Raw genomic sequence first — 17,412 nt, 5'->3', positions numbered from 1 at the left:
CTTGTGATTATGGTGTTGAAGGTTATTTATCAATATTGGGGATTTTGGGTCAGGTTTGAATTGTTCTGTACTTCAATCTGGGGAAGCGGTAAACGTATATGTTTGCCTACCTGGAAGTTATTAAAATCAGGATCGCGTTCGGCCACTTTCGCTACTTTTTCCGCTGTTTCCAAATCTCCCCATCTCTTTAAGTCGGCCCATCTTACACTTTCACCGCTTAACTCCAAGACTCTTTCCATTTTCAGGCGGTCCCTGAATTTATCCTTATCCATACCAATTGTTGGGTAAGCTACTGCAAGGCTTGCCATCTTTACACGTGAGCGCACCTTATCAACATATTGATATGCATTTGCTGTTTGGCCCAACTCATTCAATACTTCAGCATACATGAGCAGGATATCAGCAAAACGAACCAACCTGAAGTTATTTTGTGCAAAGTAGTCTTCATTATTGCGGTAATAATCACGGGCATATTTCCTGAACCAGGCTTCATCACTATCCCACTGCCAGGAACGGCCGTAGATCTTATCATTGAAATCTGCCTCCAAAGCAGGATAAAACAGGCTGTGTTGTAATCGAGGATCTATTTTCCCCTCTGTTGTCTTTTCTTTCTTGAACTCATTCACCAGCCAATACCTTGCCTGTCCATCGGACCAACCAATGCTACGAGGTGCAAAAAATTGAGGACGGTTGGTACTCATTGTTGCATTAGGATCATCGCCATCACCACCCTTATTGACATCGGAGAACTGAATTTCATAAACCGATTCTTTATTATTCTCGTTGGTATGCGTGAAGTTATCCTTGTAGTTAGCCACCAAATCGTACTTACCTGCACCAGCCCCGGTAAAGAAATAGTCCAATGCTGTTTTTGCTTCCTGCCATTTACGTTGTTGCATATAGGCTCTTGCCAAATAAGCCATAACTGAACCCTTGGTAGGCCTGCCTACATTTGGAGCATCCCATTCAACCGGAAGTACCTGGGCAGCCTCAGTCAGATCCTTCTCCACTTGTGCCCATACTTGAGCCAACGTACTTTGTACCGGCAGATCATCGGGTTTTGAAGGCTCCAGTACTAATGGAACGTTTTCCCACATAATGGCAGCATAATAATAATGAAGCGCCCGTAAAAACTTGGCCTGTGCTAATATTTTGTCCTTTTTGGTTTGATCAGCAAACTCTATGGCCGCTACATTCGCCAACACCTGGTTGGTCCTGAATACAGCTTTATAGGTATCGCGCCAGGATTGCACATTACCTTCCCAGAAATTATAATTGATGTATTGAAACCTTGTCCAGTCGGCCAGTTCTACCCATGGACTTTTACTAAACCCTTCATCGGAGGTAAGATCCAAACGAAAATATATCCAACGGGACCATAAGCCAGGTTTATAAAACATGGCATAGGCCGCATTCAAACCTTGTTGCGCATCGGATTCCGTTTTCCAAAACTGGTCTTCCGTGATTACGTTTGGATTTTCCACGTTCAATTTCTCCTTCTTGCATGATACAAGAATGAGCAGAGGCATTATGAAGTATATTACTTTATATAAAGTCTTTTTCATTGTCAGAAATTTTTAAGGATTAGAAACCAAATTGCAAGCCCAGGGAGTACATTTTTAAATTAGGGAATGAGTAGTTATCAAAGCCCCTTTCGTAGATGCTTGAGTTGTTAAACTCCGGATCTAATCCATCATACTTTGTAAATGTGATCAGGTTTTGTCCTGACAGTGTTACTGAAGCATTAGAGAAACCTATCTTATTGGTCAATGAAGGTGGAAGGTTATAGGCAATGCCAATGTATTTCAAACGCATAAAGCTGCCATTTTCCAGGAACCTTTTGGTATCACCCCTTGAATTGAGTGTTGATCCATAATAGGCCCTTGGAACATCGGTGTTCGTGTTCTCCGGAGTCCAAGGTTGAATTCCTTTCCTGTAATTGCTATTGTCGTCAAAACGGTCGACCAGGCTTTTCATTCCGTTATACACAGTAGCTCCAAAAGCGCCAAACCAGTTCATGGACAATTCAAAGTTTTTGTAAGAAGCACCCAAATTCAAGCCCAGCTCCCAATCGGACCAGGGAATACCCACTAAAGCTTTATCTGCATTGGTGATCTGGCCATCGCCATTGTTATCCTTGAAACGGATATCGCCGGGTTTTGAAGTGGGCTGGATAACCTTGCCATCCTTATTTTTATAATTATCTACCTCTTGCTGGCTTTGGAAAAGGCCATCGGTTTCCAGCACATACCACATGCCTATAGGTTTGCCAATCTCGGTTACTGTGTTGCCCACATAAATGTTGTTTCTGCCGTAGCCCAGTTCCAATACTTTATTTTTCAAAGTTGTTATGTTGGCTGTAGCGTAGTATTTAAAGGGCTTGAGGTCCTCCCTATATGTTGCCGATAACTCAAAACCCTTGTTCCTCAGGCTGGCAGCATTCACAACTGGATTGCCTCCATCATTACCAGTAGTATAGGCAATAGGCATTGCGGTCAGGACATCTTTCGTATCTGCAATGTAATATTCAGCAGTCAATGACAACCTGTTATTCAAGAATGTAGCATCGATACCAATGTTCTTTTGCGTTAACTTTTCCCATTTCAGATCATCGTTGACCAAGCGAACTACGGTAGCTCCCGATTCGATATGCTGGTCGGCGCCCATTGCAATCGTAGAAAAGGTATTGATCGTAGCGAGGTAATCCCAATAACCGATATTGCTGCTTCCCAACGTACCATAACTTGCTCTTAATTTCAGGTCGTTGATCCAATCTACATTAAAGAAAGACTCTTTAGATATCCTCCACGCAGCGGAAACAGAAGGGAAGTTGCCCCATTGATTTGCGGTACTTAATCTTGATGTTCCATCCCTGCGAATGACTGCATTTAATAAATACTTATCGGCATAGTTATATTCTACCCTGCCCAAATAGGAAAGCAAAACAGCACGTTGGTTATAGCCTCCGGTCTGGGGTTCGTTGCCCTGATCCAAAACATCGATGAACTCACCAGTTGAACTCCTGATGATATTACGTTTCCTTCCGGAAATCCTGGCGTAATCATCCCTTTGATACGTTTGTCCAACAACCGCATTCACTGAATGACTGCCAAATGTTTTATTAAAGGATAAAGTATTTTCAACCAGCCCGGATTGCCATCTGGCCCTGTTTTCTTCGGCAATGGCAGGATCATAAGGCTGATTGAGTGTCCAGTTGCCCTCTTTTCTCAAATAGTCGTAGTGATCATTACTGGTTTCGTAACCCAGGTTCAACCTGTATTTGAGGAATGGTAAAAATTTCAATTCGGACCAGAGGTTACCACGTACCCGGAAGTTCTCATTGGTCCTGTCCTCAAGATTTGCAATCGCCACAGGGTTGGTACCAAATGTTCTTGCTTTTGCTTCATTGCCATAACCATAGCCACCCGGGTTAGCGGGGTCATGAACCGGAATTGTCGGAAGCAGCCGGGTTACGTCTGCATAAGGATTTCCGGACATTTCATCAGTCTTGGAATTTGAGATCGCCAGGTTTTCACCGATACTGAAAATCCCCTTTGAGCCCTGCGTATTGACCCTGAAACTTAAACGGTCGAAGTTTGTGCTAATAACTGTTCCTTTGTTACCAAAATAGCCCCCCGATACCATATAACTTCCGTTGGAACTTCCACCGGAAAAAGCCAGGTTATAATCATGCATATTTCCCACCTGGAAGGCTTCATCCTGCCAGTCTGTATTCACAGACATATCCAATTGTTGCCTGGGCTTGCCTGCATTGTCATATGCCATATTGTTCAGCCGGGCAAACTCTTCTGTTTCAGCAAGCTCAAATCGAGGCGTTACCTCTAAGCTGCTTTTGCCGGAGAACTCAACTTTCATTGGTCCCTGGCGCCCCTTTTTAGTGGTAATAATGATCACGCCGTTAGCAGCCCTAGAGCCATAAATGGCAGCTGCAGAAGCATCCTTTAAGATTTGGATGGATTCTATATCGTTGGGATTGAAGTCGCGGTTTGCCGTTGTGATCATACCATCGATCACATATAAAGGATTGCTGTTGCTCAGGTTCTTGATTCCCCTGATCTGAATATTTGCCTCAGAACCCGGACGGCCTCCACCTCTGACATATACTCCGGAAGCCAATCCCTGCATCGCTTCAGCAACGGTAGTTGCTTGCCTTTTTTGAACTTCAGAAGCTTTAACCAATGATATGGCACCAGTCAGGTCCTTTTTTTGCTGGGTTCCATAGCCAACTACGATCACTTGTTGTAAATCCTGTGCTGTTGATGGCTGCAACTGTACATCAAGTGCAGACTGATTTGTTACCTTAATTTCCTGTGGAGTGTAACCAACATAACTCACCACCAACGTACTTCCAACAGGAACATCAAGGGAAAATGCCCCCTTTTCATCAGTAACTACAGACTTATTGGTTCCTTTGAGGATAATTGTTGCGCCACTTAGAGGTTCTCCGTTGGCTGAGCGCAACTGACCTTTGATCGAATGCTGGGCAAGTAACTGCATACTGAATAAAAGCGCAGCACATGTTCCCATGGCATAGTGAAACAATCGTTTTTTCATTTTCATTTTGGCTGTTTAATCGTTTTTATAGAATAATAACCCTCCAAAGGGTCAATGTCACTAGATTTAAGGGCCTGTCTTTTAAATTACTTGTGTAAAGGAAAGAATATGGCAGAAGATCTTTTGATCAATAAGTATCAGAATTTTATCAAAAAATATCAATCTTTCTACCACCAGTTAGAAGTATTTTTAAAGACCAGAATATATGTATTGCAGCTACATTTATATATCTAAACTTTTGTATACCATTGAATAAGAGCCTATTTTTAGTATTCTTCTTAATAATTACCAATGCATGTGCCTCTGCACAGAACTATTATTTCAAACATTACAAAGTTGAAAACGGGCTTTCCAATAATTCTGTTTTCTGCAGTTTGCAGGATAAAAATGGCTTTCTATGGTTTGGAACAAAAGATGGATTAAACAGGTTTGATGGTTATACATTCAAGGTGTTTAGAAATGATCCGGATGATAAAGCTAGTATTGGCAATAACTTTATTTTAAGTCTCCATGAAGATAACAATGGTGTATTGTGGGTAGGCAGTAGTAATGGCCTGTATCAATATGATGCCAATTCCGAAAGCTTCAGTTTGCTGAAAGGAACAGATAATGAAATCAGGGATATAGAAATTGATAAACAAGGAAATATCTGGTTCATTTCAGGATTAACGATTCACAAGTATCATAAAGAAAAGAAGTTGCATCAAACCTATCCAACGAATCAATTCTTCAATGCGACTTCTATCTGCTCTTCACCGAACGGATCTATTTGGGTATCATCAGATGATGGCACTATCAAACAGTATGATCCTTTACATGATTCATTTTACAGTTATGATGTTTTTGAACATTCCAAAAAGAGTGTATCAAAATGGATTGAAGAAATCTATGCTATAAATGACACGATGCTATTGATAGGCACTTCGAACCAGGGTGTAAAATCATTCAATGTAAAATCAGGTGCTTATACCGATATCCTTACCTACAATGCTGATAAAACAGGAATTTTCGTAAGGGATTTCATCAAGAGTAATGACAAGGAATATTGGATTGCAACAGAAAGTGGAATATTCATTTACAATTTAAAAACAAAGGGTATCATCAATCTCAAAAACAAGTTCGGGGATCCATATTCTGTTTCAGACAATGCGGTTTATACTTTATACAAGGACAAAGAAGGCGGTATCTGGGCCGGCACCTATTTTGGCGGGGCTAACTACTATTCCAAACAGTTCAATTCATTTCATAAAGCTTATCCTACCATCAGTAAAAACTCCTTGATGGGAAAAGTAGTGCGGGAGTTTTGCGAAGACCAGTATGGCAATTTATGGATAGGCACTGAGGATGCAGGGCTGAATAAACTGAACACAAAAACAGGATTCTATGAACATTTTCAACCTACCGGTTCTAAAAGCAGTATATCCTATTCCAATATTCACGGATTGTTTGCAAACGGAAATGAACTTTGGATCGGGACTTTTGAGCATGGAATGGATGTAATGGATATTAAAACGGGGAAAGTGATCAGGCACTACGATGCAAGCAATAAGAGATACTCACTAAAAAACAATTTTATTCATGATATACACCTTACAAAGTCGGGAGAAATCATCATAGCAACTGCAAGAGGCTTATACCGGTATAACAGGAACAATGGAAGTTTTTCCACAATGACCGGGTTTCCGGATTATTTATTTTATACTAAAATATTGGAGCGTAATGACCATACCTTATGGGTTGGCACCTATAGAGATGGAGTTTATTACTATAATCCACGGACAGGTGCGCAGGGAAACTTTAAAAATGAAGCCTTCAATAAAAACAGCATCAATGGAAACAGGATCAACGATTTGTATGAAGACAGCAATCAAAACCTCTGGCTGGCAACTGAAAACGGGTTCAGTAAATACAATCCAACCCTTAAAAACTTTACCAGGTATACTACAAAGGAAGGATTGCCCAGTAATGTTGTGTATGGGATACTTGAAGATAACTATAAAAAATTATGGCTCAGTACTTCAAAAGGATTGGTCGCTTTTAATCCTGGTAACGGAGAAATTGTGGTTTACAGTAAATCGAATGGACTTTTAAGTGACCAGTTCAATTATAACTCTGCTTATAAGGATGCTGATGGAAGGCTGTATTTCGGAAATGTATCTGGCTTTATCAGCTTCCAGCCATCACAATTCATTCCAAACACCTTTACACCTCCTGTATACATTACAGGATTTCAATTGAATAATAAAGAAGTCTTTGCCCGGAATGAAGGATCACCTTTGAAAGAGTCTATTTCCTACACCAAAGAAATTGAATTGAAATACAACCAATCATCGTTTAGCATTGACTTCGCAGCTTTAAGTTTCACAGCCCCTGAAATGACCAATTATGCTTACAGACTGGAAGGACTTGATAAGGACTGGACTTATCTAAAGACCAACAGGAAGGTTTATTTCACAGAACTGTTACCAGGAACCTATACATTCAAAGTTAAAGCAGCCATATTCGGGGGAAACTGGAGTGCAGAAGAAGTGAAATTAATGATCAAAATACTACCGCCTTTCTGGGCAACTATATGGGCTAAAAGTTTATATACACTCATTATATGTGCCTTATTATTCTACCTAATACGCAGTTATCATCGCAGAACTGAAGAAAAGAAAGAAAAGGAAATTTATGAAGCTAAAATTGATTTTTTCACCAATGTAGCTCATGAAATAAAAACACCTCTTACACTGATCAAGGGACCAGTTGATCATTTGATTGAAGTGAAGGATGAAATGCCTGGGTTAAAAGGAATGGTAATGATCCTGGAAAAAAACACAAAGCGGCTACTTGATCTTGTTACTCAAATTCTTGACTTCAGGCAATTAGAAATCAATAGCTTCAGCATTGATTTTTCTAAAGTAAATATGACGCAACTATTAATTGAAACATCCGAGAATTTTCAACATCTTGCCCTAAAAAGAAATTTACGTTTCACGCTCGATATCCCACCTGGTGATCTATATTTATTTGCTGATGAAGAAGCCTTAAATAAAATCCTGAGCAATCTTTTCAGCAATGCAGTAAAATATGCCGACAATGCAGTAAATATTAAACTTTACCCATTACAGCAAAATGATCAATTGATCTCCATAGAGTTTCAAAATGATGGATATCTTATACCCGCTGAAATGAAAGAAAAAATATTTGAACCATTTTTCCGGCTGAAAGAAAACAGGAAGCAGAAAGGTACCGGGATCGGATTATCTCTTGCAAAGTCGTTAACAGAATTACATCAGGGGAACTTATACGTGAAAGATTCCCAAAACGGAATGAACTGTTTTATACTTAACTTACCACTACAACCTGAAAGTTATCAATATTCGAAAAATGACAAAATTAAAAACCAACTGATCAAATAAACATTGAAACTATGTTACCGCCAATATTGCTTGTAGATGACGAAGAAGATATCTTAGAATACCTGACCTTGATATTAAGTAAAAAATATTCCATATTGACAGCAGATAATGGACAGGAAGCTTTGCAAATATTAAATAAGGAAGCAGTTCATCTGGTTATCAGTGATGTTATGATGCCGGAAATGAATGGCTTTGAGTTGTGTAAAACCATCAAGTCGAACTTAGAATATTGTCATATCCCCATTATATTACTTACTGCAAAAAATACCATTCAATCGAAAGTAGACGGCCTGGAACTTGGGGCGGACGCTTATATTGAAAAGCCTTTCTCAAAAGAGCATTTGCAAGCACAAATTGCAAGTTTGCTTTCTAACCGGAATATGATCAGGGAGTATTTTGCAAGTTCACCGCTCGTACATTTAAAGAGTATAGCTCATTCGAAAACAGATGAACGTTTTCTTGAAACCTTACATGAAATAATATACAAAAACATAGAAGATGTAGATCTGGATGTGGAAAAGCTGGCCAAAATCATGAATATGAGCAGGCCCACCTTATTCAGAAAGATCAAGGCTATTTCAAATATGACACCTTATGAATTGATCACACTCACAAGGCTAAAAAAAGCAGCAGAACTATTGATTGATGGTCAATATAAAATTTATGAAGTTTCTGACATGATCGGTTATCATCACCAGTCAAACTTTACAAGGGACTTTCATAAGCAATTCAAAATGACACCTACTGAATACATGAATAGTAAATTATCTGGAAGAAGTTTGAAATCTAAGGCGGAGTAATAGCACTAATACTACCTTTTTCCTTTGAATCTTGTTTTGTTGTTTAAAGATAGCGATGGTCCCCTGCTATTGCCATGCTCATTGTGGTCTCGCTCTATGTTTTTTCCAGCTAATACTTTCTTGCTGAATAGAGTATTAATAAGTTTTATTTATCTAAACTGTCCTTTCAATAGTTGTGCATTTAAAGCTACAACGACAGTGCTTAAACTCATGAGCACAGCACCCATTGCTGGACTTAGGATAAATGTTGGGTACAAGATACCTGCTGCCAGTGGAATGGCAACTACGTTGTACCCTACCGCCCAGAATAGGTTTTGCACCATTTTCCGGTAGGTTGCTCTGCCGAAGGCAATCATATTGACTACGTCTTTTGGATCGCTATTGACCAATATGATATCTGCAGTCTCGGCAGCTACATCGGTACCAGAGCCAACTGCAATTCCAACATCTGCCTGGGATAGCGCTGGAGCATCATTGACACCATCTCCAGTCATGGCCACTATTTCACCTTTGTCCTGGAACTCTTTTAATTTATTCTGTTTGTCGTGCGGGAGCACATTGGCCAGGTAACCATCCATGCCTAATTTGGAAGATACTGCACTGGCAATTCTTTCATTGTCCCCTGTTAGCAGGAATGATTTGATGTTCATTCCTTTTAATTCCTGAACCGCTTCCGCTGATGTTTCCCTAATAGCATCAGCAAGAGTAATAATTCCTACTGGTTGGTTATCGATTATTAGGAAACTAATGGTTTCTACATTCTGATCGATAGAACTTGGGACTTCAGGGGACGTTGTATTATTTTGCTTGAAATAGTTAGGACCAACAGACAATACTGATCTACCATTTACAGTACCACCGACACCTATACCCTGCATGTAATTAAAATTTTCAACTCTCCATAATGGCAAGTTTTTTTCTTTTAGCTTTCTTAAAATACCATGGGCAATGTGGTGTTCTGAATTTTGCTGTACGGCAGCGGCGTATTGCAAAATGTCATTTTCACTGTATTGGTTATTTAGAGGGATCACCTTTTGTACTTCGTGAGAGCCGTTTGTGAGTGTGCCAGTTTTGTCAAAAATAATGGTCGTTAACTTTCTTGCATTTTCAAAGGCGGTGCGGTTACGGATCAACAGGCCATGCGTTGCTGACAGGCTTGTGGATAAGGCTACAACCAGTGGAATTGCAACGCCTAAGGCATGGGGGCAAGCTGTGACCATAACTGTTACCATCCTTTCCAAGGCAAATGCCAGATCCCTTCCTGCAGTGAACCAGTAAATGAATGTTGCTGCGCCTATAATGATTGCTATAATAGTAAGCCATTTTGCTACTCTATCTGCAAGGTTCTGAGTCCTTGATTTCGCGTTTTGCGCCGACTGTACCATATTGATTACCTTGTTGAGGTAACTGTCTGAACCAACACCAGTGATTTTTACTTTTAAAAAACCATCTCCATTGATGGAACCACCAATCACTTTTGCTTCTTTTTCTTTCCTTACAGGTACACTTTCACCGGTAAGCATACTTTCATTGACATTAGAACTACCTTCCAGAACCATTCCATCTGCCGGGATCTTTTCTCCTGGTTTAATCAAAGCGACATCGTTATTCTTAAGGTCCTTTAGATCAATATCTACTACACTTCCATTTCTTTCTAAGTGAACTTTGGAAGGTAACAAGGCAACTAAACTTTCTAGTGCCCTGGAAGCTGCCATCTGGGAACGCATCTCCAACCAGTGGCCCAACAGCATAATATCGATCAAAGTAGCTAACTCCCAAAAGAAATCCATTCCCTGAAGACCAAACACAACTGCACCACTATAGATAAATGCAACGCTGATTGCTAAAGCGACAAGGGTCATCATGCCAATAGCGTTGTCTTTTATTTCAGAAACCATGCCTTTAAGAAAGGGCATGCCTCCATAGAAATAGACAAAAGTGCCCAGGATTAACAGAACATATTTATCGCCGGTGAATCTCAATTCAAAACCCAGCCATTGCTGGATCATGTGGGATAAGAGCAAGATGGGTATGGTTACAATCAAGCAAACCCAAAAACGCTTTAGAAAGTCTTCTGTATGATGACCGGCGTGTTTGTCGTGCATATGGCCCAGAGTATCTTTACCAGCAGAATGATCGTGGTTCATGGCAGGATGCTGATGGCTGTTATGGTGCACTGGAGATGTGTGTTCTGGTTGCTTTTGGTGATTTTTATACTGGTTATGGTGATGATTATGGTCCATGAGCATTCAGTTTTATTGAATGAGGAGTTAAGCAGAACCTGGTTAATAGGTTCTGCTTTTTATTCAAGCATTTATTTTATTGTGTCTTTTACTTCACCACATTTCATCATTTTTTCTCCTAAATAAGGATTACGGATTTCTTTGCTAGCACTGATCCAGTTGGCACCTTTTTCATTAAGAGCCATTGGACAGAAATCTACGTACAGCTCTCCACCGGATAAACCAGACTTTTTTACTAAAGCAATCATGTCATTACTTAGCTTGGAATATGCTGTCCTTTGCGCATCTATATTTGAGGCAGCGGTGATTTTAGCTGCTGAGGAAGCAATTGAAGAACCTCCATCCAACTCTTTGGAACCTGCTTCTATAGCATTGGCTGCAATTTTAGCTTCGGCAGCATCACTATTGGTGAGTGCAGTGGTTAAATGAATGTAGTGTTGATACACTGCATTGAGCCTGTCGTCTTTGATTTTTACAGGACCGGTTGGTTGTTGAGTAGTAGCTTGTTCTTTTTCCATTGCGGCATGATCATGGCCTTCTTGACTTTCTTCTTTGCTTTCGCTGTTTTGATTTCCGCAAGCAGCTAAAGTAAAAGCTGCAACTAGAGGCAATGCCACTCTGATTAAATGTTTCATTTTGTTTGGTTTTTTGTTTAGCGTTATATAAAGTTTTTAATGATTATGCCCTGCCATGGGGTTTTTACCTTTTTTCAGTACAAACTCGCTGGTTAAAAGATAGGCGCCGGTAACGACAACTTTTTCACCTTCTTCTAACCCGCTTGTAATTTCTACCTGGTCGAAATTTTCCATTCCAGTTGTAACCATCTTAGACTGAAACTTGTTTTTATCCTTCTCTACCCATACATGGGCACCATTGCCATCCCTGATCACGGCATCCATAGGTAAGGTCAAAGCTTTTCCTTTATTGGTTGAAGAAAGTAAAACAATGGCTTGTAAGCCAGGTTGCCATTGATTGTTTGGATTAGGTATTGTACCACGTATTTGCATAACCTGGCTTCCAGCCTGTAAAGACGGAGTAATAAAGCTAATGGTCATGGCTTGTGGCCGGTCTTCATACCCGGCAACAATCACTTTCACCTGCTGGCCGGTTTTCACCTTGTCAGCTTCAGATGGGTATACGTCGGCTTCTACCCATAGTTGATTATAAGCTTCCAGCTTCATTATGGTACCACCTTCTGGTACATATTGACCTTCTGCAATTGAAAGTTCTGCAACAACTCCTGATTCAGGAGCAAAATAGGTTACGAACGGATCTGTCTTTTTGCTTCTGACAAGTGCACTTAACTGTGCCTCGGTTTGGCCATAGAGCAACAATTTTTGCCTGGCTGCTTTTTCCATTTGTTGGAAGCGCTGGTCGCCTGGAAAAGAGGCAGCCTGGTCTGCCATTAACATATATTCCTGTTGCAAGGTAGAAAGTTGTTCTGAGTATATTTTATAAAGTGGCTGACCTTTAATAATCCGGACACCAGTTTCCTTTATATATAATACTTCAATTCTGCCCGGAACACGGCTAGATACATAAGTTGTCTGCTCGGGATTGATGGTCAGGCGGCCATTCAATTGTGTGAAGCTGGAAAACTCATTTGTGCCAATGGTTATTGTTGTTATGTTCGCTAAGGCCTGCTGGCTTGCTCCTAATGTTAATACATCCGCAGGACTGCTTTTGTCGAATGGAATCAGGTCCATTCCGCAGATAGGACAAGTGCCTGGTTTATTCTGAACAATTTGCGGGTGCATCGGGCAAGTGTAGGTTTGCTCTTTGCTACCTGCAGCAGTATTTGTTTTTTTATCTACGCAAGCAGCAAGCAAGACAGATGGCACCAACACTGCTATGGATATATTTCTAAGAAAGTCTTTCCTGTTCATGGCTACTGTTACTTTAGATTATTGGAATTGAGTTTAATGAAGCTTTCACTGTCCACTAAATAAGCTGCATTTCTTGCGATATCCCACCCACTGACATCATCATTGATTAAGACCATTCCTTCAGCATTCATTTTCGTTTGTACTGTTTTTGGTGTGAATACTCCGTTTTCTTTCTTGAACACAATAGACCGGCTACCCAATACCAGTACAGCACTTTGTGGAACCCACCAGCCTTTGTTGACTACAGGAATGTTGGCTGTAACCAACTGACTGACCTGAAAGCGTGGGTCTTTTAAATAAACTCTTGCTAAGGTGAAATTGCTACCTGCCCGAAAAGTGGGTTGTATCAGACCAATGGACCCGGAATAAACAGTTTCCGGATCTGAGGTTTTATAAAAAACCAGCTTTTGCCCTTTTTTAATCTGTGACGCTAAGTATGGATCAAAAGAAAATTCAGCCACAAGGCTAATGTTATTATAAATGGTAAACAAGGTTTGCCCTGCATTGACATATTGACCTTCACGCAAGAGTACTGGGGTATTTTCATTAGAAACCGGACTGCTACCAACACTGCGAGAAGAGCTACTTCCTGAACTCATTCCGCTCATTCCATCTCCACCAGTGGTAGCAGCTGAAGATGAGGGTATAGCTGGGGTAGGCGCAGTACCACCAGTAGCTGTTGACTTTTCCAAGATGTAACCACTTGTATTGCTGTAAACAGGTATGCGGTATAAAATCTTTCCTGTTTTCAGGATCCCGCGAATTTGGGCTTCCTGCATGCCTAGTAAAAGCAATCTTTGTTTTGCTTTTTGAAACATGTTATCGTTCCTATCGGTTTGATAAATAAACAATAACTCCCTCTGTGCTGCAGCTAAATCAGGGGAATAAATCTCCATGATCAATTGTCCTTTTTGAACAGGCTGATAATTGTATTTAATTAACAACCTTTCTACCCTACCAGTAACACGGCTTGATATACTTGTTTGACTTCGGGTATCATAAGTAATTGAACCCTGTACCTGCATGGAGAAAATTCGTGTACCGCTCTCTGGCTTTATAGTTGAAATATTTGCAACGACCAGCTCATTGACTGGTTTTATAAGGTGTGCAAGGCCACTGTCAATTTTAGTTTCTGTACCAGGAATATGTTTGGGCACTAAGGTCATGCCACATATTGGACATTTGCCAGGCTTGTCCTGAACAATCTGGGGATGCATAGGACAGGTATACTCCTGTTTTGCTTTATGATTGTGTTCACTGGCAATTTGATTATTGTCCTTGCTTTTACAAGCAGCAAGTGCCGTCACAGCGAACAAAAAGAATATGCATAGTCTAACGATAGATCTCTTTTTCATAATCAACGATCATTTGATACAATTTTTGTTTTTCATTGAGCAGGTCCATCTTCAGCATGTTTAATGCTTCCCAGGCATCTATGACTACTGGTATCTGCAGTTTATTTTCCTGGTAATTGATGAAGTTGGCATCCAAAGACTTTTGCATTGAGGGAATCACCTTGGTTTCTAACCCCTGGATTCGCTTTTGCATGGATTGGATTTCAGCCTGCATTCCGTATAGCATTCCCTGTGTTTCCTGTAACATAGATGATTTCTCTTTTACCATTGCCTGTACATTGTATTGCATGGCCTTTACTTCTGACTTATACATTTTTGAAGCCCAGGGCACGATGGGAATAGAGATCATACCCATTGCAGAAAAGGCTCTAGGCATCATGTTATCAAACGGACTCATGTGGTCGAACTGGACCCTGAAATCAGGCTTCCTTTCCTGTTTCATGGACTCGATATTTAACTGCATGGAACGAATGCTTTCATTCATTTTGAATACATCCCCGCGAACATTCGCCAGAGAAGATGTATCATGAGAAGCAGGATTAAATACAGGGGCATAGCTGGTATCAATTGCAAATTCTTCATTACCAGGTTTATTCATCAGGCTATTTAACCAAGCCCTTGCCTTGGCTATTTCCCCTTCCTGCATCCGGATCATGTTCCTGTTCTCTTCTATGCGTGCATCTATTTTATATACATTGCCTAATTGAGACTGATTGTAGGGATAACGCACCTCTTCTATCTTTTTCATAGTTATCATTATCCTTTCGTTTTGTTGCAGCACTTTGATGCGTTCCTCAGCCACCAGCCAGTTATAGTACAGGCTTTTGGCCTGGGCCTTAAAATCATTCAGGGTTACGGCTCTTGTGGCCAATTCAACATTACCTTGGGATGCGATGTAATTCTTCTTGGCATTTAGCTTTGCCCTGTTTGGAATATCCTGTTCAGCCCTCAGCATTATGGATCCCTTGTCCCTATCTTCCATTACTTTTTGGAACGGATAAGGCGTCATGAACGTACCTACGCCCACCATTGGTGCCATCCAGGCTGTAGCTGCTTCTGCACTATATTTATAGCCTTTGGCACGGAGGCCGTAGCTTTGAAGAAGTACATTATTTTGATCAATTCTTTGCAGTACTGAATCAAGTGATAATACAGGCACCTGCTGGCTAAAAAGCTGCAAAGGCAGCAACATTAAAATCCAGGCTATTTTTCTAGTGAGGAACATCATACACCTCCAGTTTTCCATATTTGCGTAATTCGTATTCTTTTGCCATTAAAAAGATAAGGGGCGTCACCAACAGGATATGCACAGCCGACGTCAATACACCACCAATCATAGGGAGCACAATGGGCTTCATGGCGTCTGTACCTACGCCAGTGGACCAAAGAACAGGTACCAAACCAAACAATGAAACGCAGACCGTCATGAGCTTAGGACGTAAGCGTTTCGCTGCGCCATGAATGACATATTCCTTTATGTCTTCTTTTGTGATCGTTTCGCTTGAATTCCCTTTAAGTCTTATTAGTTGGTGCATGGCATCATTGAGATAAATTACCATGACAATACCGGTCTCCACAGCAATACCAAACAAAGCAATAAAACCCACTGCTACAGCCACCGAAAGATTGACTCCCCAGAAGTAAATAATATAGGCTCCACCAATTAAAGCAAAGGGAACTGTAATGAGGCTTAAAAATGCCTCTCGAACAGAGTGAAAAGCAAAGTATAAAGAAAAGAAAATAATGATGAGCACCACAGGAGCAATCCACATTAAAGTGCGCTGGCCGCTGATCAAGTTTTCATATTGACCACTCCACTCCAGGAAATAACCTTCCGGTAAAACACCTTTCTGTTTATTCATTCTCCGAATAGCTTCTTCCACAGTGCTACCCAAATCCCTGTCCCTTACATTAAATAATACAGCACCGCGCAATAAAGCATTTTCGGAGTTAATCATTGGTGGACCGTCTTCGAATTTCACATCTGCTACTGCAGAAAGCGGCACTTCACCAAAAACAGGGGACTGAAGAGGAATGCGTTTAATTCTTTCCACACTGTTTCTGAATTCCTGTGCCAGGCGTACATTGATGGAGAAACGCTGGCGGCCTTCGATTGTTGTACCAATAGATGCACCGCCCAAAGCTGTTTCTACAGTCTGATTCACATCATCAACACTTAACCCATAGCGGCTTAGTTCAGGACGCTTTACATCAATACTCAAGTATTTACCACCTGTTATAGGTTCAACATATAAATCACTGATGCCCGGTGTTCCTTCCAAAACCGTTTTCACTCTTTCTGAAACAGATGCAAGTGTGTCGAGATTCTGTCCGTACACTTTTACCCCTACATCTGTTCTAACACCAGTAGAAAGCATGTTGATACGATTGATAATAGGTTGCGTCCAACCATTTACGACACCAGGTATCTGCAGTTTTTGATCCAGCTCGGCGATGATATCCTTTTTAGTGATGCCTTCCCGCCATTGGTCTTTTGGCTTCAGCGTAATGATTGTTTCAATCATGCTGATGGGGGAATTATCGGTAGCGGTGCTGGCACGACCTGCTTTTCCTAAGACTTTGTCTACTTCAGGAACGGATTTGATGATCTTATCCTGAACCTGTAATATTCTTTTTGCTTCTGAATTAGAGATATCCGGAAGCGTTACTGGCATGAACAAAATGGTCTGCTCATCAAGCGGAGGCATAAACTCCTTACCCAGACTCATCAAGAGTGGGATACTTACCAGTAAGGCAATAATATTAACTGCCAGAGTCGTTTTTCGCCATTTTAATACACCTTTGATCAGAGGGGTATATGCCTTTTCTAAAAAGTGATTGATAGGGTTCGCCTGATCTGGCCTGAACTTTCCCTTCATAAAAAAAGAAATGAGCACCGGCGCCAAGGTTATTACCAAAAGAGCATCGACAATCATGATGAAGGTTTTGGTAAATGCTACAGGATGGAAGTATTTACCCTCCTGGCCTGTTAACATAAATACCGGCAGAAAGGAAGTAATGATAATAACGGTGGCAAAGAAAACGCCCCGCGAGACCTGTTTGCTGGACTTTTCGATCACCTGAATCCTTTCTTCTTCTGAGATCCATTGTTCTGGCCTTCGAAAAAGTCTTTTAAAAAAATTCATATC

At 40.8% G+C, this 17,412-nt stretch carries 10 protein-coding genes; 2 read left to right on the top strand and 8 right to left on the bottom strand.

Annotated elements, in window-relative coordinates:
• Positions 1 to 29 precede the first annotated feature (29 nt).
• The gene (locus OCK74_RS22195; RefSeq protein ID WP_279299288.1) at positions 30 to 1,565 is read right to left on the bottom strand and encodes a RagB/SusD family nutrient uptake outer membrane protein; all 1,536 of its coding nucleotides are present in this window, start codon (positions 1,563 to 1,565) and stop codon (positions 30 to 32) included.
• Positions 1,566 to 1,584: 19 nt separating this feature from the next.
• Positions 1,585 to 4,581 carry a SusC/RagA family TonB-linked outer membrane protein gene (locus OCK74_RS22190; protein ID WP_279299287.1) on the bottom strand — a complete coding sequence of 999 codons (2,997 nt, stop codon included), beginning with the start codon at positions 4,579 to 4,581 and terminating at the stop codon, positions 1,585 to 1,587.
• Positions 4,582 to 4,823: 242 nt separating this feature from the next.
• Between OCK74_RS22190 and OCK74_RS22185 the strand changes: the two genes are divergently transcribed.
• Together OCK74_RS22185 and OCK74_RS22180 are read left to right on the top strand one after the other, a co-directional pair.
• Positions 4,824 to 7,979 carry a ligand-binding sensor domain-containing protein gene (locus OCK74_RS22185; RefSeq protein ID WP_279299286.1) on the top strand — a complete coding sequence of 1,052 codons (3,156 nt, stop codon included), beginning with the start codon at positions 4,824 to 4,826 and terminating at the stop codon, positions 7,977 to 7,979.
• A gap of 11 nt (positions 7,980 to 7,990) precedes the next feature.
• Complete coding sequence (locus OCK74_RS22180) at positions 7,991 to 8,779, top strand: response regulator transcription factor (RefSeq protein ID WP_279299285.1); 789 nt, start codon at positions 7,991 to 7,993, stop codon at positions 8,777 to 8,779.
• Positions 8,780 to 8,928: 149 nt separating this feature from the next.
• On the opposite strand, the gene OCK74_RS22175 is transcribed toward OCK74_RS22180, so the two are convergent.
• From OCK74_RS22175 to OCK74_RS22150, 6 genes are all read right to left on the bottom strand, one after another.
• Positions 8,929 to 11,022 (bottom strand): heavy metal translocating P-type ATPase, encoded by a 2,094-nt coding sequence (locus OCK74_RS22175; protein WP_279299284.1) that lies wholly within the window; start codon positions 11,020 to 11,022, stop codon positions 8,929 to 8,931.
• A 71-nt stretch (positions 11,023 to 11,093) separates the two neighbouring features.
• Positions 11,094 to 11,657, bottom strand: coding sequence for a DUF3347 domain-containing protein (locus tag OCK74_RS22170; RefSeq protein ID WP_279299283.1), 564 nt, complete (start codon positions 11,655 to 11,657; stop codon positions 11,094 to 11,096).
• A gap of 36 nt (positions 11,658 to 11,693) precedes the next feature.
• Positions 11,694 to 12,908: an efflux RND transporter periplasmic adaptor subunit gene (locus OCK74_RS22165; RefSeq protein WP_279299282.1), complete on the bottom strand. Its 1,215-nt coding sequence runs from the start codon at positions 12,906 to 12,908 to the stop codon at positions 11,694 to 11,696.
• A gap of 8 nt (positions 12,909 to 12,916) precedes the next feature.
• A complete protein-coding gene (locus OCK74_RS22160; RefSeq protein ID WP_279299281.1) occupies positions 12,917 to 14,263 on the bottom strand; it encodes a heavy metal-binding domain-containing protein in 1,347 nt (448 codons plus the stop codon).
• Positions 14,241 to 15,491, bottom strand: a complete 1,251-nt coding sequence (locus OCK74_RS22155; RefSeq protein WP_279299280.1) for a TolC family protein — start codon at positions 15,489 to 15,491, stop codon at positions 14,241 to 14,243. The genes OCK74_RS22160 and OCK74_RS22155 overlap by 23 nt, the downstream gene beginning before the upstream one ends.
• Entirely contained in the window at positions 15,475 to 17,409 is a 1,935-nt protein-coding gene (locus OCK74_RS22150) for an efflux RND transporter permease subunit (RefSeq protein WP_279299279.1), read from the bottom strand. Before OCK74_RS22150 ends, OCK74_RS22155 begins: the two co-directional genes overlap by 17 nt.
• Positions 17,410 to 17,412 lie beyond the last annotated feature (3 nt).

This window comes from Paraflavisolibacter caeni (genome assembly GCF_025628885.1).
GTDB classification, from domain to species: domain Bacteria; phylum Bacteroidota; class Bacteroidia; order Chitinophagales; family Chitinophagaceae; genus Flavisolibacter; species Flavisolibacter caeni.
Note: the sequence above shows the minus strand (reverse complement) of the source record. Positions and strands in the feature narration are given on the sequence as shown.